Genomic DNA, 17,044 nt, shown 5'->3' on the forward strand with positions numbered 1-17,044 from the left:
AGTCAAAATATTTTCCTTCCAAAAAACAATTAATTTATTAGCACGTCTTCTTCAAGAAGTTGATTTTTATGTATTTCAGCATAAACACCATTTAATTTTAATAATTGTTTATGGGTTCCTTGCTCAACTATTCTACCTTCATCCATTACTAAAATCTTATCTGCATTTTTAATTGTAGATATTCTATGGGCAATAATTATGGTGGTTTTACCCTTCATAATTTTGCCAAGATTTTTTAAAATAGATTCTTCAGTCTTTGTGTCAACAGCACTTAAGCAATCGTCGAATATTATTAATTTAGGCTCTTTAATTAATGCTCTGGCAATGGATACGCGCTGTTTTTGTCCGCCCGACAATGTAATTCCGCGTTCGCCTAACATAGTTTCAAATTTATGCTCAAATCCTTCTATATTATGATATACAGAAGCAGATTTTGAAGCATTTATAATCTGCTCATCACTTGCATCATCAACACCAAATGCAATATTATTTTTGATGGTTTCACTAAATAAAAATACTTCTTGGGGTACAAAGCCTGTTTGTTCTCTATAGTCTTTTAAATTTAGATCTTTTATATTTTTATCGTCTATAAAGATGTTACCATTTGTTGTATCGTACATTCTTAATAATAAATTAGCGAGTGTACTTTTTCCAGAACCGGTTCTACCAATTACGGCCATAAATTTGCCTTCTTCCAATTCAAAACTCACATCTTTTAGTGCTGTAATCCCAGTATCAGGATAGGTAAAACTCACTTCTTTGAAATCAATTTTTCCTTTTAATTCGTGCGTATCTGTGTTGGTTGAAATTATTTCAGGCTCAAGTTTTAGGAATTCATTTATTCTTTTTTGAGATGCAGAAGCACGTTGAATTAAAGAAGTAACCCAACCAAGCATGGTTACTGGAAAAGTTAATTGATTAACATATACAATAAACTCAGCAATATTTCCTGGTGTAATTGCGCCATTGATTACTTGCTTTCCACCAATATAAACGGTTAAAATGGTACTTAATCCAACCAATAACAACATGGTCGGGTAAAATAAGGCTTGTATCTTAATCAAATTAAGCATGCTATTTCGGTAGCCATCACTTTCTACTTCAAAAGTTTCGTTGGTATGATCTTCTCTTACATAAGATTTTATAACTCTGATACCTGAAAATCTTTCCTGCACAAACGAAGATAAATTGGATAATTGCTCCTGAATTTTTTCGCTTTTTTTAATGATCAGGGTATTTACCAAATAAATAGTTACAACCAACACGGGAAGTGGTAACAAGCTAAATAAGGCCAATTCTGTATTTACAGAAAACATGGAGTAAATCACCAAAATAAACAAAACTGTAGTATTTATGGCGTACATAATTGCTGGGCCAACATACATTCTAACCCTGTTTACGTCTTCTGTAGCACGATTCATTAAATCGCCAGTATTGTTTCTTCTGTAAAAAGCCAGTGTTAAAACTTGATAATGAGCATAAATCTCGTTTTTCATATCATATTCAATATGTCTGCTCATCAAAATCAATGTCTGACGCATTAAAAACAAGAAAAATCCTCTTAATAAATAAAGAATAAGAACTAATAAACCGAAATAAAGTAAACTTTTACTGAAAATACTGTAAACTAATTCTTGTCTGTTAAACCCATTAAATAGGCTGTAGATTGCAATTTCTTCAGTAATGAGATTAAATGCATGTCCAATTACTTGTGCAGGAATAACCCCAAATATATTAGAGATAATTACAAAAATTACGCCTGGTATAATCCACCATTTATATTTAATGAAATATTTGTTGAGGTGGGCTAAGTGCTTCATAGTAGGGTAAAGATACTCTTTTACTAAAATAATATCGCTAAATGTTGATGAATTGACATAAAATAAACCAATAAAATATGTAAATTTGTAACTCAGTTTTTGATAGAATTGAAAGTACACACAAATAATACATCATCGTTCTTAAATAATGTTAAATAGAAGGCATCTCAGGATAAAAGCATTGCAAAACATTTTTGCATGGCAAATGACCGATAAAAAAGATACTCAAAATAGAGTAAAAGCTTTAATGCAAAGTATAGATCAGGTTAATGAAATGTACGTGCGGATGTTGGCTCTTATTGTAGAAATAACTCAATATACTGCAATTGATGCTGCCGAAAGAGCAAATTTAAATTTACCATCTGAGGAAGATTTAAATGTAAGTCAAAAATTATTTACCAATAAATTTATTTCAGTATTAAAAGAAGTACCAGAATATGTTGCTTCGATAAATAAGTATAAAATAAACTGGAATAACGATCCCTCATTAATAAAAGGTGTTTTTATAAAGCTTAAAAATTCTAAAGAATACGCAGCTTATATTAATGATACTGAAGAAGAAACTCTCGAAAATTCAAAAGAAATAATCAAATATATTTTTAGAAAAATTATTTTAAAGGATGTTAACGTAATTCAGGCTTTTGAAGATAAATTTATTAACTGGAGCGTAGACCGAGAGGTTATGCAGGGAATGGTTGCTAAAACCATAAAAAATATGGTTGACCCAGATCCGTTTAGTAATTATTTGGTAGATATTAGTGCTGATTGGAATGAGGATAGCAAATTTGTTGAAGATTTATTCTTGTTTACTATTAAAAACGATAAACAATATCAGTCTATTATTTCAGAGCGGACTAAAAACTGGGAAGCGGATAGAATTGCGATAATGGATACCATTTTAATGAAAATGGCCATTTGTGAAATGATGAACTTTCCGACTATACCAGTAAAAGTTACCATCAACGAATATTTAGAAATTTCAAAAAATTACAGTACTCCGAAAAGTAATACTTTTATAAATGGTATACTTGACAAAATTTTAAATGATCTTCAACGTAATAACAGTATTGTTAAAACGGGTAGAGGATTAATGGAAGGGTAATTTATGAAATCAACTTTTTTATTGTTTTTGTCAGTAATATTGCTTTCAGCATGCAATAGCGCAGATAAAAAAAATAGTTCTAGTATTAATGATGCAGATAAAGCTGTAATTTTATTTGAAAATGAAATGCATAACTTCGGGTCTGTAGCAGAAGGAACGAAAGTAACGCATACTTTTAATTTTAAAAATACAGGAAAATCGCCTCTTATTATTGAGGACGCAAGTGCATCTTGCGGATGTACAGTTCCAGAATATTCAAACAATCCTATTCAGCCTGGTCAATCTGGGGTAATTAAGGTGGTTTTTGATACACAAGGAAGAGCTGGATTAAATGATAAAGTAATTACTGTTCTTTCTAATGCAACAGAGGAATCTGTAAAACTACATTTGGTAGGAGAGGTAAAATTAAATAAATAACTAAACAACACATAAAACTTAAATTTTGAATATGTTATCAACAATTATCTTACAAGCTGCGGGAGGCCAAGGTATATTAGGTACAATTTTACCAATGGTATTAATCATGGTTGTATTCTATTTTTTTATGATCAGACCGCAAATGAAAAAAGCAAAAGATCACAAGAAATTGGTAGAAGAGCTTAAAAAAGGCGATAAAATTGTAACTACTGCTGGGATTCACGGGATTATCCGCGATATGAACGAAACTACATTTGTTGTAGAAGTTGAAGGTGGAACTAAAATTCGTTTCGATAAAACAGCGGTTTCTTTAGAAGCAACTAAAGCAGTTACTCCAAAGGCATAAGCTTTAATTAAAAAATAATACAGTAAAACCTCGCTAATGCGGGGTTTTTGTGTTTAGAGCAAAAAGTTATTTCTATCTTTCGGGTTTTCCTGCTTAGCTTTGAAATAAACATATTATTTAATGTTTATTTCAAAGAACATCTGATGTCTTGTTTGAATTTAAAGTTATTTTTTGTATATTAAAATAAATAATAAACCTTATAACTAAAAATATATGAAGATACCTTTAATTATTGCCGGTGTTTTAATAACCGGACTTATTATCTTATTTACATTTACAGAAAGAATTGATGCCGGGCACGAAGGTATCTTAGTAAAGCTTTATGGAAGCGATAAAGGTGTGCAAGATGTTACTCAAGTAACGGGTAGAGTTTGGTATAACCCACTTACTGAGAGTGTATATGAAATACCAACTTATGTGCAAACAGTAAATTACAGCGCATTTACAGTCAATGCAAAAGATGGATCTGTGTTTACGGTTGATCCAACTTTGTCTTTAAAAATACAGGATGGACAATCGCCCAGAATTTTCAAGAAATACCGAAAAACTTTAGCTGAAGTATTAGACAGGACTTTAGTAAATCATATAAAGGATGTTTATAGAATTGAGTTTAATAAATATCCTACAGATAGTATTATTTCACAACGTGAGAAATTTGAAAACGGGGTTCAAACCAAGATGGAGGATTTTTTAAAAAAGGAAGGCTTTATGTTGGAACAGTTAACCAGTGGAATACAATATCCAAAAAGTATAACTGATGCAATTAATTTAAAAAATGCAGCTATTCAGAAAGCTCAGCAAGCCGAAAATGAATTAAGGGTGGTAAGAGCTCAAGCTCAAAAGATGATCGTTCAGGCAGAGGCAGAAGCTAAATCTAATGAGTTGCGCCAAAGAACATTAACGCCATTAATTGTACAGCAAATGTTTATTGAAAAATGGGATGGAAAAACACCACTTTATGGCAATTCGCCTACTTTATTTAAGAATATACCCTAGTGTTTCTACCTAATTCCATGTTTAGAATTGCATCAACCTATACTTTTACTTACTTTTGATTAGCTTTCCTATTTAAGTAATTGGTATATGTCATTCCTAAATCTTTCGAAATTAAAACGTAAAAGAATTACGGTGGTAATTACCTGTTTGCTTATTGCCATTTTGGGATGGTTGTTATTGGCTTTAAATAATCAATATACCTACAGCGTTAAAACGATAATGTTGTACAAAAATTTCCCACAAAACAGGGCATTTCATCCTTTACAATCAGATACGGTAGATTTATTGGTAAAAGGTACAGGCTGGGAATTAATTTTTGAAAAGTTTAGAATTAAACCAGAATCTGTGGATATTGATTTGGCTAAACTTAATCGTCAGGATTTTTTAGTGTTTTCTAACCAATTACCAGAAATTAATAAGATGATTAATTCCACTCAAAAGGTGGTTGGCGCAGATCCTGATACCCTATATTTTAATTTTACTAAATCTTATTTGCGGAAAATTCCAATTCGATTGCAGCGCCAATTAATTTATAAAAATCAATTTGGTCAAAGTGCAGATATTGAATTAAAACCGGCTTATGTAAATATTAGAGGTCCTTTAGAAATTTTAGATAGCTTGAAATTTTGGGTCACTGATACTTTAAAATTGGATAATATTGATAAAAAAACAGTTTTAACGGTTAAATTAAAAAATAATGCCGTTAAGAATGTTATGGTTTTTCCGACAACAACTCAGGTTACTATTCCGGTAGAAGAGTTTACAGAGAAAATTATTGAAGTGCCTATTAAAGTTTATAATAATAATGCATTTCATGATGTAAACATTTACCCTAGAAAAGCCTTTATTACTTTAAAAGTGCCATTTTCCAAATATCATAAAATAGACGCAGATAGGATAGTGGCATCGGTTGATTTAAACGATTGGAAATATAAAAAGCACAGGCAGTTAACGGTAAGGGTTTTAAAAATTCCAGATTTTTGTGAACTGGTAAATATTGATCCTATAAAGGTTGATTTTTTGATCGAAAAATAATGTTGAAAATTGGAATAACAGGTGGTATTGGTAGTGGAAAATCTACAGCATGTAAGGTGTTCGAAATTTTAGGGATTCCAGTGTTTTATGCCGATGATGTAGCCAAACAAATCATGGTTATAGACCCATTGCTTAAATCTCAAGTTAAAGATACTTTTGGCGTAGAGAGTTATTTAGAGGATGGTTCTGTAAACAGGAAGTACTTAGCACAAATTGTATTTAACAATGAGCAGGAACTTCAAAAATTAAATAAATTGGTTCATCCAGCTGTTTTTAGAGCTTTTGATAATTGGGCATTAGGTTTAACTTCTAAAGCTCCTTATTTGGTGAAAGAAGCCGCTTTATTGTTTGAGTCTGATAGTTATAAAATGTGTGATCAAAACATTTTGGTAACCGCACCTCTAGAGGTAAAAATTAATAGAGTGATGCAGAGAGACCATGTAAGTAGGGAAGAGGTTGAGGCAAGAATGTCTAAACAGTGGACAGATGAAGAAAAGATAAAATTGGCAAATTTTATTATTTATAATGATGAGCAACATTCTGTGATTTCGCAGGTTTTAGAGTTGCATGAAATATTTAGAAAAGGTTAATGATTTTAGAGGATTTTTTAATAAAAAATGAGGTGGGCTTGTTTTGTAAGTATGGTAATTTTTATCTCGATCCCCAACAACCTGTTCCATTAGCAATTATTTCTCATGCCCATGCAGATCATGCAATAAGAGGAAATAAAGTGGTGTATTGTACATTGGCCACTGCCGAATTCATGAAACACCGTTATAAAAAGTTTGCAGCAGATGAGTTTAATATTCTGCCATATAATGATGATTTTCAGGTAAATGGCATTAAGGTTACTTTTGTTTCTGCTGGACATATTTTAGGTTCTGCACAAATTTTAATGGAATATAATGGTGTAAGATATTTGTATACTGGTGATTATAAATTACAATCAGATGCAACTTGTGAGCCTTATACTTTTGTGAAAGCTGATGTTTTAATCACGGAAACTACATTTGCAGATCCGAATATTAAACATCCTGACCCGATAGACGAAATTAAAAAACTGAATGCTGAGCGAATCAATATTATGTTGGGGGCTTATGCTTTAGGAAAGAGCCAAAATATAATAAGGTTAATTAATGACCATTGTGTTGGGAAAAATATTTTACTTCATCATAGCATTTATCCTTTTGCAAAAATCTACGAAAATTTCGGAATTGATCTTGGTAAATACAGTATTTATGATAGAAAAGTGATGAAAAACAACCCAGGAGGAAATGTATATATTGTTCCTCCAATGGTGTTTAATAGTTACCATAAGGCAATAAATGTTAAAAAGGCATTTGCTTCTGGTTGGAGTCGTTTACAGCAAGGAAACGAAATAGAATTATATATTTCTGATCATGGCGATTGGTTAGACTTGTTAAAAGTTATTGAAAATACTAATCCTCAACAAATATGGACATTGCATGGAGATGGAAAACCATTGCAAAATTATTTAAAGCAAAAAAGAGAAGTTAAGATTTTGAATTAAATTATGAATCATCCACAAATTGTAGAAGGCGAGGACTATTATTTTAATGAACAAGGATTAATGGTTTTTACGGCACAGCATCATTTAAAAAGGGGCTATTGCTGTAAAAATGGATGTTTAAATTGTCCTTGGAAATTTAAAAAGAAGCAAAGTAAGATTAATGCTGATGACTAAATAAAAAGCCAGCAATAGCAATACCCATTCCTAAAAGTACAGCAATCATTTTCTTTTTATTGATTTTATGACCTGCACTGCTTTCAAATAAGATGGTTGTAGAGATGTGTAAGAAAATACCAATTACAACTCCCATCATCTTATTAAAATGAGCTTCCAGACCTAAAATACTGCCTTCGTTTATACCGCTACTAATGAAATAACCAAACGGTGCCATAACAGCAAATACGGCAACACAAATCATAATTTTAGAAGAATTAAAATTATTCTGCATCAGAATACTAGCTAAAGCAAATGATGCTGGAATATGGTGAATAGATATTCCATAAATTAATTCATTATGCGGATCATTGGCAAGTGGCATACCTTCTAAAAATGCATGCAAGCATAAACTAAACATTATTCCTACTGGGAATACATTTTTTTCTCCATGTTTATGAATATGGCCATGTTCTACACCTTCAGAAAACTGTTCTAAAAACACTTGCAGCATAAAGCCGAAGAGAATGTATAAACCAATAGATGCACCTTCCGCACCTTTATATGCACTCGGTATAAGATGTAATACAGTAATTGAGAATAAATAAGCTCCACTAAAAGATAAGACCAATTTTAATAAATTAGACTTATCGCTTTTAACGAAGAATATGGCTAATCCACCTCCAAAAGCTGCAATAAATAAGAGTAAGAGTTTCCAAGTTTCCATTAAAATTCTGGCTTTAATTTTTTAAATAATTGATAAACTAATAAGCCAATACAAGTTCCCAGTAAAGCACCAACAGTTACATCAATTGGGTAATGAACCCCTACATATACTTGCGAAAATGATATAGATGCTGCCCATAATAATCCGATTGGTAATACCGGTTTCCAGTGTTTATAAAAAACTAATATAACAAAAATGGCAATTGCAAAGTGGTTAGTTGCATGAGCAGAAGGAAAACTAAATCCTGAACCACAAGTTACTCTAGTAATTATTTCATCAGCCAAAAGCGGGTCATTGCATGGTCTAATTCGCTGAACGGCATTTTTTATTAATCTAGATGCGGTTAAGTCGCCAATAGCAAAAGTTAAAAGTGTTCCTCCAATAACGTAATACCCGTCTTTTTTATATTGTTTAATACAAAAAACAATAAAAAATATATATAAAGGCGACCAAAAGAAACGGTTTCTTAATAGTGGTAATAGAAAATCGAAAAAGTCGTTAGATAGACCTCTATGAATCTTAAGAAATAAATTTATATCGGTTTGATATAGCCAGTCTATCATACTTTAGAACAAATCATTATTAATCTATCAGAATTTTCTTTATCAAAAGCACCAAGATTGTAATCGCCAAAAACATTATTCACTTTTAATTTCGAGGCTTCAAACAACCTGTTAAAGTCATTTAATGTATAGGCAGAAACACGTTCCGTAAAATCATAATTTTCGCCATTATCTTGAAATTTAATGTTTTTTATAATCTTTCCTTTTTCTATCGTCTTTGTAATTTCGAAGCTAATATCGTTTGCTTTTACAAATGATTTAGGTTCAATATTAGCAATTACTTTATGAACATTGAAATAATCTAATACAAATAAACCATTCTCGTTTAACCCCTTTCTAAAAGATTTTAAAGCTTTTATATGCTCATAGTCCGTTTCAAAATAACCAAAACTTGTAAATAGATTTACAGCAATATCAAAATAGTTAATGTAAAGTAATTTGCGCATATCGTGAACAAAAAAATGAAGGTGACCATCTTCGTGTTTTTTTGCTTCGGCAATACTATTTTCCGAAAGATCAATCCCAGTTACATCATAACCTTTTTTATGAAGATAAATAGAATGGCGACCTTTTCCACAAGCAATATCTAGAATTTTAGCATCGTTTTGTGGACGAATGAAATCCATTAAATGGTCCATAAAATGTTCAGCTTCCGCCATATCTCTATTTTTATAGAGCTGATGATAGTAAGGAGAGTTAAACCATGATTTATACCATTTCTGTTGCATTGTATTCTACTTAATCGGCAAATATACAATTTTGAGACCGCCAAAAGAATGAATTTTGATTCTAATATATTGAGAATATTACTTTACAGGTTAATAGTTTTCTACAGAATTAGCTCATTATTTCTACTTAAAATTCTGTATTTTTGATTTTTAATACAGATCGGTTTGACATTAATAAAATCAATTTCAGGAATTAGGGGTACCATTGGTGGTGCTCCAGGAGAGGGTTTAACCCCTATAGATATTGTGAAATTTGCTGCTGCTTATGGAATATGGGCTACACAAAAATCATCTAATCAAACTATTGTAATTGGAAGAGATGCTCGTATGTCGGGTACTATGGTAAACCAATTGGTAGTTGGAACATTAACAGGATTAGGGATTAATGTTATAGATATTGGTTTATCTACTACGCCCACCGTTGAAATTGCTGTTCCAAAATTAAAAGCGGCAGGCGGTATTATTATAACTGCAAGTCATAATCCAGAACAATGGAATGCCTTAAAATTATTAAATGCCAAAGGTGAATTTATAGATGATGCTGAAGGTAAAATGGTTTTATCATTAGCAGATGAAGGCAATTTTACTTTTGCTGAAGTTAGAGCCTTAGGGAAATACATTCAAGATGATTCATTTCTTGATCAACATATTCAAGAAGTTTTAAATTTGAAATTAGTTGATGTTGAAGCAATTAAAAAGGCCAATTTTAGTGTTGCAATAGATTGTGTTAATTCTACAGGAGGTATTTTTGTCCCTGCTTTATTAAAAGCATTAGGTGTAAATACAGTCCACGAACTTTATACAAATCCAAATGGCGATTTTCCGCATAATCCTGAGCCATTGCCAGAAAATTTAGTAGCCATTTCTAAAGAAGTGGTAAATAAAAAAGCAGATTTAGGTATAGTAGTAGATCCAGATGTTGATCGTTTATGCTTCGTAAATGAAGATGGTAGCTTTTTTGGTGAGGAATATACTTTAGTAGCAATAAGCGATTTTGTTTTGTCGAACACGCCTGGAAATACAGTTTCTAATTTATCTTCTACAAGGGCATTAAGAGATGTTACAGAAGCAAATGGAAATGAATACTTTGGTGCTGCGGTAGGTGAAGTTAATGTTGTTACCAAAATGAAGGAGGTTAATGCAATTATTGGAGGAGAAGGTAATGGCGGTGTTATCTATCCTGAATCTCATTATGGAAGAGATGCCTTGGTTGGAATTGGTTTGTTTTTAACTCATTTAGCTAAATCGGGTAAGAAAATGACGGAGCTTAGAGCATCTTATCCAGCTTATCATATTTCAAAAAACAAGATAACCTTAACTCCAGAAATGGATATAGATCAATTGTTAATTGATTTAGAAAAGAAATATGCACATCAACCTTACTCTACAATAGATGGATTAAAAATTGAATTTGATAAATCTTGGGTGCATTTAAGAAAATCTAATACGGAGCCAATTATCAGAATTTATAGTGAGGCAAAAGATGAAGCTGCTGCTGATGCATTAGCTCAACAAATAATAAAAGACATTAAGGAAGTTTTAAATATACAATAATATGAATCGCATCTATTTAGATAATGCAGCAACTACGCCAATTGATAAAGAAGTAATAGCTGCTATGACGCATGTGATGGAGAATTTTTATGGAAATCCATCGTCTATTCATGCTCAGGGAAGGGAAGTTAGAACATTAATAGAGCGCTCTAGAAAGACGGTTTCATCTTTATTAAATGCAAGTCCGGCAGAAATATTTTTTACTTCAGGAGGTACTGAGGCAGATAATACAGCAATAAGATGCGGAATTCAAGCATTTAATATTAAACATGCAATTACCTCTAAAATAGAACATCACGCAGTAGAGCATACCCTAGAGATGTTATTAAAACAAGGCATAATTGAAAAATTAAGTTTTGTGAATATAGACAGCAAAGGAAATATAGATTATAAGCATTTAGAGGAATTATTAAGTACAAACGATAGAAGTTTTGTTTCTTTAATGCATGCCAATAACGAGATAGGAACGTTAACTGATATGGAAAAGGTTGGCGATTTATGTGAAAAGTACGATGCAATTTATCATGCAGATACGGTTCAAACAATGGGACATTATAAGCATGATGTTAAAAAACTTAAAGTTCATTTCTTAGTTTGTGCTGCCCATAAATTACATGGCCCAAAAGGTGTTGGTTTCTTGTATGTAAATAGTTCCATTAAAATTGCTCCTATGATTTTTGGAGGTGCTCAAGAAAGAAATATGCGCGGTGGAACAGAAAATGTATATGGTATAGTTGGATTAGCTAAAGCTTTAGAATTGGCTTATACCGATATGGAGGCTCACCAAAGTTATGTTCAAAATCTTAAGGATTATTTAAAGAATAGATTAAAAGAAGAAATTGAAGATATTTCATTCAATGGAGAGACAGATGCTGATAAAAGTCTTTATACAGTTTTAAATGTTTCGTTCCCGGCTATGGAAATGGCAGATATGTTATTATTTAATTTAGATATTAACGGTATTTCTGCATCTGGAGGAAGCGCATGTTCTTCTGGTTCTAATATTGGCTCGCATGTTTTAAATGGTATTGGAGCCGATCCAAAACGACCTTCAGTAAGATTTTCATTCAGTAAGTATAATACTATTGAAGAGCTTGATAAAGTGGTAGAGGAGGTTAAAAAGTTAGTAGCACAGAATGTAGGGGCTTAAAACTTTCCCGACTCCAAGCAAAGAAACTTATATATTGATTTGCTTGTTTAAATATCTAAGGGTAGACAGTAGACAGAAAAAGGTAGACGGTAGACAGTAGATGGTAGACAGAATTTAGCTTTAAGCTTTATACCTTTTTCCTTAAGCTACCCGCTTTTTGAAAGCGTTGAACCCGTAATCTCTACCTATAAATAGTAAGTGGAGAAATCTAATTGATGAGATTTCTCCACTTAGGTTGGAATGACAATTCAAGGGTTATAGTTGGCCGACACATATTAATAGGATTAAAGCTTTGAGCGCTTATCTTCCTAATTTCTTCCCTCAAAGGGTTGTCAGCTGTATTTTCTGCCTTTAGTTTTATCCCTTTGCCGGATAAACCATTTTTAAGAAGTTGGAAATTTTATTTTTCATGTCTCTTCTGTCCACAATAAAATCTAAAAATCCATGTTCTAAAACAAATTCTGAAGTTTGGAATCCTTTTGGAAGGTCTTTTTTAATTGTTTCCTTAATTACACGAGGACCCGCAAAACCAATTAAAGCGCCTGGCTCTGCAATATTTATATCGCCTAACATGGCATAAGAAGCCGTTACTCCACCAGTAGTAGGATCTGTTAATAATGAAATATATGGGATTTTTGCCTGACTTAATAAGGCTAATTTAGCCGAAGTTTTAGCCATTTGCATTAATGAGAACGCTGCTTCCATCATTCTGGCACCACCAGACTTAGATATCATTAAGAAAGGGATTTTATTTTCTAAAGCATAATCAATAGATCTTGCAATTTTTTCGCCCACAACTGATCCCATTGAGCCACCGATGAAATTAAAATCCATACAAGCAATCACAATTTTTTCACCATTAATGGTGCCTGTTGCAGAGCGTATAGCATCTTTTAATCCTGTTTTTTCGGTGGTTTCTTTAATTCTATCTTTATAAGATTTACTGTCTGAAAAGTTTAATGGGTCGCCTGAAGTTAAATTTTCAAACAATTCTGTGAAATTGTTTAAATCAAATAATACTTCAAAATATTCTTTAGACCCTACTCTTAAATGGTAATTGCAATAATGGCATACATATTTGTTTTCTGTTAAATCAGATATATGAACTGCCTTTTTACAGTTTGGACATTTATTCCATAAACCATCTGGAGCTTCTAATTTTTCTTCAGTGGTTGTTATTATTCCTTTTTTCTCTCTCTTAAACCAAGCCATATTTTTTTTAGCGATTTAGGTTACAAAGAAACAAAAAAAATATGATACCCTTTTACTATCAATTGTGGAATAAATATTTATTATTTCATAACTTCGATTCATTATTTAATGTTTAGAAAAATATGAGCTTAAAAGGATATAAGGGCGTAATTTATGGAGATGCGCTTCAGGAATTATTTGAAATTGCCAAAAAGCATCAATTTGCTTTACCTGCAGTAAATGTTACAGGCACAAATACCATTAATGCTGTAATGGAAACCGCAAAAGCTGTTAATTCGCCGGTAATGATACAACTTTCTAATGGAGGTGCCCAATTTTATGCGGGTAAATCTATGAATAACGACCAACTTCAGGCTTGTATTTTAGGGGCTGTTTCTGCTGCTAGGCATGTACATTTATTAGCTGAGCATTATGGTGTTGCAGTAGTTTTGCATACAGATCATGCAGCTAAGAAATTGTTACCATGGATTGATGGATTATTAGAACACGGTGAGCAATTTTACAAAGAAACTGGAAAGCCGCTTTTCTCTTCACATATGCTAGATTTATCTGAAGAGCCTATTGAAGAAAACATTGAAATATGTGTTGAATATTTAAAACGCATGTCTAAAATGGGTATGACCATTGAAATTGAACTAGGTGTTACAGGTGGGGAAGAGGATGGTGTTGATAATACAGATGTAGATAGTTCGAAATTATATACTCAACCACAGGAAGTTGCTTATGCTTATGAAGCTCTTAGTGCTGTAAGTGATAAATTTACCATTGCAGCTGCTTTTGGTAACGTTCACGGCGTTTATAAGCCTGGTAATGTAAAACTTCAACCAATCATTCTACATAATTCTCAAGTTTATCTTAAAGAGAAATTGAACTTGACTGCCGAAAAGCCTATCAATTTTGTATTCCATGGTGGATCTGGTTCAACTCAAGAAGAAATTAGAGAAGCAATTTCATATGGAGCCATTAAAATGAATATTGATACAGATATGCAATGGGCATTTTCTGAAGGCGTATTTGGTTATTATAAAAAGAATGAAGCTTATTTACAATCCCAAATTGGTAATCCAGAAGGAGAAGATAAGCCTAACAAAAAATATTATGATCCACGTGTTTGGTTGCGTAAAGGCGAAGAATTATTTGTTTCAAGGTTAAAACAAGCTTTTGAAGATCTAAATTGTATAAACGCATCCGATAAGCTATAAAACTATATCTATATTGCTTTGTTTTTTAGGAAACTAAAATATATGAGCAAGCAGGTTAAGCATAGTTTTTTTGAGAAATTTGCGAATGTTGCTACTAAATTTACAGGTAGCTCATTCGCTTTTTTATTGGCACTCTTTTTAATTTTAATTTGGGGAATATCTGGACCTATTTTTAATTTTTCGGAAACCTGGCAATTGGTGATAAATACGGGTACAACTATTATTACCTTTTTAATGGTATTCCTAATTCAAAAAACTCAAAATAAAGACAGTAAAGCAATTCAGCTAAAACTAAATGAGTTAATTGCAGCAAATAAAGCGGCCAGTAATAGATTGGTAGATATTGAAGAACTTACAGAAGAGGAACTAGACCAGATTGATCAATTCTACGCAAAGCTGGCTAATTTGGCTAAAATTGACGAAAATATACATCAATATTATTCTATTGATAGTGCAGAAGATGTTCAATCAAATAAAAAAAGGACAAGAATGCGATTGAATAAAAATAAACAGCGAAATACTGGTAAAAATATGGAATCGAAATCCTAATTTTAATTTATGGATATACAAGTTAATAAAGTAAGTTCGGAAGAAGAGTTAGAAAAAGTATTTGAAATTAGGAGAGTAGTTTTTGTTGAAGAACAAAATTGTCCGCCAGAGTTAGAATGGGAGAATGAAGATGTATCAATACATTTTTTAGCTACCGCAGATGCTGTGCCTTGTGGCGCTTGCAGATGGAGGAAAACTGAAAATGGGTATAAATTAGAACGATTTGCGGTTTTAAAAGAATTTAGAGGGAAGGGAATAGGGTATAAGCTTGTGGAAACCATACTAAAGGATCTTCCGCAAAATGCAAATCCTATTTATTTAAATGCCCAACTAGATGCCATGCCATTGTATGCTAAATTTGGCTTTGTAGCCGAAGGACCTCAATTTGAAGAGGCCGGAATTCAGCATTTTAAAATGGTTAAGCAATAAAAAAAGGAGCCTATAAAAGGCTCCCTTCGCATTAACAAGTTTAGTTTGGTTTTTGTTAATTTTTACTTGCAGATTTTAAAGCTGGCAATTTAAAGTTATCTAACGGACTTTTTGCACTCATTAATTTTTCTATATCTTCTATTTTTCTAGGCGCACCTATTGATAAATTTTCATATCCAGTTTTGGTAATTAAAATATCATCTTCAATTCTAACACCAATTCCCCACCATTTTTTATCAGTCTCGCTATTTGCAGGGATATAAATTCCTGGTTCAATGGTAATCACCATATTTTCAGCTAAAGTAGCCATTCCACCTCTATCGTGAACGTCTAAGCCAATATGATGTCCTAATCCATGTGTATAATATTTTCTTACTTCTCTAGCTTCTTTAATAATGCCTAATTTAATTAAACCATCAGAAATAACTTTAGACGCAGCAGCACTAGCTTCTGAGAATTTTGAACCATCTTTTAAAGTTTTGAAAGCAGCTTCCTGCGCATCATAAACTATTTGATAGATTGCACGTTCTTCAGGCGAAAATTTTCCATTAGCAGGAATAGTTCTTGTAACATCGGCAGTATAGCCATGATATTCTGCACCAACATCCATTAAAATTAGAGAATTTCCAACTTTGGTTTTGGTATTGGTAACATAATGTAGGATACAACCGTTTTCACCCGAACCTATAATTGAACCATAACCCACTGCTTCTGCTCCATAAATTTTATGAACATATTCGTGTAATCCTTGGATTTCCAATTCGCTCATATTTGTATGAGCAGCTTTCATTACTTCAATTTGTGCGTTTGTAGATATTTCTACTGCTTTACGTAACATTACCAGTTCTTCTGGTGTTTTTATTGCTCTTAACTGGCCAGTAATGGTCATGTAAGTTCTATCTACTGGTGTAGTTTGATTAATATTCGCTTTTTTAAAGAACGATGCCACTAAACCACCTAAATTAGCGTTTTCATTTGCTGGAATTGGTAATTGATCAGGCAAGCGGTACAATAATTTTGAGAATTTTGTTAGATCTAAAGGGAAGTTTTTAAACTCATCTGAATTGTAAGAATTTTCTATTCCTAATTTATTTTTTGCACCTTCTACACCTATACGTTTTCCATTCCAGCTTTCAGCTTGAGGATTTCTTTTTTGTACAAATAACAATTCATTATAAGATTTTCCATCCTCCCCTTTTTGAGTTTCTTTAAATATGAAAAGAATTCCGTCTGGTTCTTTATATCCAGTAAAATAATACATATCTGGATTTTGATGATACGGATAATCTACGTCGTTTGCATAATTTCTTTCAGGATTAGCAAATACAATTGCCACACTGTTTTCGGGCATTAATTTACGCATTGCTTCGCGTCTGCCTTTGTGAAATTCTTTTGGAAGGTAGTCTTTTGGTTCAAAGTCTTGAGCAAAAATAGGTAAAGCTATAATTGCCGCTAACATGAAACTAATTAGCTTTTTCATAGATGTTTAGTTTTATTAATTTTAAATAGTTTAGGTCATAAATATATTAA

The 17,044-nt window shown here is 32.2% G+C and carries 19 protein-coding genes; 13 read left to right on the forward strand and 6 right to left on the reverse strand.

Annotated elements, in window-relative coordinates:
- Positions 1–29 precede the first annotated feature (29 nt).
- Positions 30–1,820, reverse strand: a complete 1,791-nt coding sequence (locus VRU49_RS07325; protein ID WP_330146127.1) for an ABC transporter ATP-binding protein — start codon at positions 1,818–1,820, stop codon at positions 30–32.
- 148 nt (positions 1,821–1,968) lie between these two features.
- On the opposite strand from VRU49_RS07325, the gene nusB reads away from it, so the two are divergent.
- The 8 genes from nusB (at position 1,969) to VRU49_RS07365 (ending at position 7,421) form a co-directional block, all read left to right on the forward strand.
- A complete protein-coding gene (gene nusB, locus VRU49_RS07330; protein ID WP_330146128.1) occupies positions 1,969–2,922 on the forward strand; it encodes a transcription antitermination factor NusB in 954 nt (317 codons plus the stop codon).
- A 3-nt stretch (positions 2,923–2,925) separates the two neighbouring features.
- Positions 2,926–3,339: a DUF1573 domain-containing protein gene (locus VRU49_RS07335; protein WP_330146129.1), complete on the forward strand. Its 414-nt coding sequence runs from the start codon at positions 2,926–2,928 to the stop codon at positions 3,337–3,339.
- Between the two features lie 31 nt (positions 3,340–3,370).
- Positions 3,371–3,685: a preprotein translocase subunit YajC gene (gene yajC, locus VRU49_RS07340; protein ID WP_330146130.1), complete on the forward strand. Its 315-nt coding sequence runs from the start codon at positions 3,371–3,373 to the stop codon at positions 3,683–3,685.
- Positions 3,686–3,898: 213 nt separating this feature from the next.
- Positions 3,899–4,681: an SPFH domain-containing protein gene (locus VRU49_RS07345; RefSeq protein ID WP_330146131.1), complete on the forward strand. Its 783-nt coding sequence runs from the start codon at positions 3,899–3,901 to the stop codon at positions 4,679–4,681.
- Positions 4,682–4,768: 87 nt separating this feature from the next.
- Positions 4,769–5,716, forward strand: coding sequence for a YbbR-like domain-containing protein (locus VRU49_RS07350; protein WP_330146132.1), 948 nt, complete (start codon positions 4,769–4,771; stop codon positions 5,714–5,716).
- Positions 5,716–6,306 carry a dephospho-CoA kinase gene (gene coaE, locus VRU49_RS07355; protein WP_330146133.1) on the forward strand — a complete coding sequence of 197 codons (591 nt, stop codon included), beginning with the start codon at positions 5,716–5,718 and terminating at the stop codon, positions 6,304–6,306. The genes VRU49_RS07350 and coaE overlap by 1 nt, the downstream gene beginning before the upstream one ends.
- Complete coding sequence (locus tag VRU49_RS07360) at positions 6,306–7,247, forward strand: MBL fold metallo-hydrolase (RefSeq protein ID WP_330146134.1); 942 nt, start codon at positions 6,306–6,308, stop codon at positions 7,245–7,247. The genes coaE and VRU49_RS07360 overlap by 1 nt, the downstream gene beginning before the upstream one ends.
- 3 nt (positions 7,248–7,250) lie before the next feature.
- Positions 7,251–7,421: a C1orf53 family protein gene (locus tag VRU49_RS07365; RefSeq protein ID WP_330146135.1), complete on the forward strand. Its 171-nt coding sequence runs from the start codon at positions 7,251–7,253 to the stop codon at positions 7,419–7,421.
- On the opposite strand, the gene VRU49_RS07370 is transcribed toward VRU49_RS07365, so the two are convergent.
- From VRU49_RS07370 to VRU49_RS07380, 3 genes are read right to left on the reverse strand one after another with little or no spacing between them, the layout of a single operon-like run.
- Complete coding sequence (locus tag VRU49_RS07370) at positions 7,405–8,127, reverse strand: ZIP family metal transporter (protein WP_330146136.1); 723 nt, start codon at positions 8,125–8,127, stop codon at positions 7,405–7,407. The genes VRU49_RS07365 and VRU49_RS07370 overlap by 17 nt on opposite strands.
- Complete coding sequence (locus VRU49_RS07375; protein ID WP_330146137.1) at positions 8,127–8,690, reverse strand: phosphatase PAP2 family protein; 564 nt, start codon at positions 8,688–8,690, stop codon at positions 8,127–8,129. Before VRU49_RS07375 ends, VRU49_RS07370 begins: the two co-directional genes overlap by 1 nt.
- Positions 8,687–9,418, reverse strand: coding sequence for a class I SAM-dependent methyltransferase (locus VRU49_RS07380; RefSeq protein ID WP_330146138.1), 732 nt, complete (start codon positions 9,416–9,418; stop codon positions 8,687–8,689). The genes VRU49_RS07375 and VRU49_RS07380 overlap by 4 nt, the downstream gene beginning before the upstream one ends.
- Positions 9,419–9,583: 165 nt before the next feature.
- Here VRU49_RS07380 and glmM point away from each other — a divergent pair, with 165 nt between their 5' ends.
- Positions 9,584–10,972 carry a phosphoglucosamine mutase gene (glmM, locus tag VRU49_RS07385; protein ID WP_330146139.1) on the forward strand — a complete coding sequence of 463 codons (1,389 nt, stop codon included), beginning with the start codon at positions 9,584–9,586 and terminating at the stop codon, positions 10,970–10,972.
- Position 10,973: 1 nt separating this feature from the next.
- A complete protein-coding gene (locus VRU49_RS07390; protein ID WP_330146140.1) occupies positions 10,974–12,122 on the forward strand; it encodes a cysteine desulfurase family protein in 1,149 nt (382 codons plus the stop codon).
- A gap of 357 nt (positions 12,123–12,479) precedes the next feature.
- On the opposite strand, the gene accD is transcribed toward VRU49_RS07390, so the two are convergent.
- Complete coding sequence (gene accD, locus VRU49_RS07395; protein ID WP_330146141.1) at positions 12,480–13,334, reverse strand: acetyl-CoA carboxylase, carboxyltransferase subunit beta; 855 nt, start codon at positions 13,332–13,334, stop codon at positions 12,480–12,482.
- A 122-nt stretch (positions 13,335–13,456) separates the two neighbouring features.
- On the opposite strand from accD, the gene fbaA reads away from it, so the two are divergent.
- Genes fbaA through VRU49_RS07410 form a run of 3 tightly spaced genes read left to right on the forward strand, consistent with a single transcriptional unit; the run spans position 13,457 to position 15,514 of the window.
- Positions 13,457–14,536, forward strand: a complete 1,080-nt coding sequence (gene fbaA, locus VRU49_RS07400) for a class II fructose-bisphosphate aldolase (RefSeq protein WP_330146142.1) — start codon at positions 13,457–13,459, stop codon at positions 14,534–14,536.
- A gap of 42 nt (positions 14,537–14,578) precedes the next feature.
- Complete coding sequence (locus tag VRU49_RS07405) at positions 14,579–15,085, forward strand: low affinity iron permease family protein (RefSeq protein ID WP_330146143.1); 507 nt, start codon at positions 14,579–14,581, stop codon at positions 15,083–15,085.
- A gap of 9 nt (positions 15,086–15,094) precedes the next feature.
- Positions 15,095–15,514 carry a GNAT family N-acetyltransferase gene (locus VRU49_RS07410; protein WP_330146144.1) on the forward strand — a complete coding sequence of 140 codons (420 nt, stop codon included), beginning with the start codon at positions 15,095–15,097 and terminating at the stop codon, positions 15,512–15,514.
- Positions 15,515–15,569: 55 nt separating this feature from the next.
- Here the strand turns inward: VRU49_RS07410 and VRU49_RS07415 are convergent, their stop codons facing one another.
- Entirely contained in the window at positions 15,570–16,994 is a 1,425-nt protein-coding gene (locus VRU49_RS07415) for an aminopeptidase P N-terminal domain-containing protein (RefSeq protein ID WP_330146145.1), read from the reverse strand.
- Positions 16,995–17,044 lie beyond the last annotated feature (50 nt).

The sequence above is a fragment of the Pedobacter flavus genome (assembly GCF_036324285.1).
In the GTDB taxonomy this organism is placed as follows: domain Bacteria; phylum Bacteroidota; class Bacteroidia; order Sphingobacteriales; family Sphingobacteriaceae; genus Pedobacter; species Pedobacter flavus.

What these genes read in the sequence shown, in the direction of transcription:
- VRU49_RS07325 (WP_330146127.1), bottom strand. Translation starts at nt 1,820, where the DNA reads ATGAAGCACTTAGCCCACCTCAACAAATATTTCATTAAATATAAATGG.
- nusB (WP_330146128.1), top strand. Translation starts at nt 1,969, where the DNA reads ATGTTAAATAGAAGGCATCTCAGGATAAAAGCATTGCAAAACATTTTT.
- VRU49_RS07335 (WP_330146129.1), top strand. Translation starts at nt 2,926, where the DNA reads ATGAAATCAACTTTTTTATTGTTTTTGTCAGTAATATTGCTTTCAGCA.
- yajC (WP_330146130.1), top strand. Translation starts at nt 3,371, where the DNA reads ATGTTATCAACAATTATCTTACAAGCTGCGGGAGGCCAAGGTATATTA.
- VRU49_RS07345 (WP_330146131.1), top strand. Translation starts at nt 3,899, where the DNA reads ATGAAGATACCTTTAATTATTGCCGGTGTTTTAATAACCGGACTTATT.
- VRU49_RS07350 (WP_330146132.1), top strand. Translation starts at nt 4,769, where the DNA reads ATGTCATTCCTAAATCTTTCGAAATTAAAACGTAAAAGAATTACGGTG.
- coaE (WP_330146133.1), top strand. Translation starts at nt 5,716, where the DNA reads ATGTTGAAAATTGGAATAACAGGTGGTATTGGTAGTGGAAAATCTACA.
- VRU49_RS07360 (WP_330146134.1), top strand. Translation starts at nt 6,306, where the DNA reads ATGATTTTAGAGGATTTTTTAATAAAAAATGAGGTGGGCTTGTTTTGT.
- VRU49_RS07365 (WP_330146135.1), top strand. Translation starts at nt 7,251, where the DNA reads ATGAATCATCCACAAATTGTAGAAGGCGAGGACTATTATTTTAATGAA.
- VRU49_RS07370 (WP_330146136.1), bottom strand. Translation starts at nt 8,127, where the DNA reads ATGGAAACTTGGAAACTCTTACTCTTATTTATTGCAGCTTTTGGAGGT.
- VRU49_RS07375 (WP_330146137.1), bottom strand. Translation starts at nt 8,690, where the DNA reads ATGATAGACTGGCTATATCAAACCGATATAAATTTATTTCTTAAGATT.
- VRU49_RS07380 (WP_330146138.1), bottom strand. Translation starts at nt 9,418, where the DNA reads ATGCAACAGAAATGGTATAAATCATGGTTTAACTCTCCTTACTATCAT.
- VRU49_RS07390 (WP_330146140.1), top strand. Translation starts at nt 10,974, where the DNA reads ATGAATCGCATCTATTTAGATAATGCAGCAACTACGCCAATTGATAAA.
- accD (WP_330146141.1), bottom strand. Translation starts at nt 13,334, where the DNA reads ATGGCTTGGTTTAAGAGAGAGAAAAAAGGAATAATAACAACCACTGAA.
- fbaA (WP_330146142.1), top strand. Translation starts at nt 13,457, where the DNA reads ATGAGCTTAAAAGGATATAAGGGCGTAATTTATGGAGATGCGCTTCAG.
- VRU49_RS07405 (WP_330146143.1), top strand. Translation starts at nt 14,579, where the DNA reads ATGAGCAAGCAGGTTAAGCATAGTTTTTTTGAGAAATTTGCGAATGTT.
- VRU49_RS07410 (WP_330146144.1), top strand. Translation starts at nt 15,095, where the DNA reads ATGGATATACAAGTTAATAAAGTAAGTTCGGAAGAAGAGTTAGAAAAA.
- VRU49_RS07415 (WP_330146145.1), bottom strand. Translation starts at nt 16,994, where the DNA reads ATGAAAAAGCTAATTAGTTTCATGTTAGCGGCAATTATAGCTTTACCT.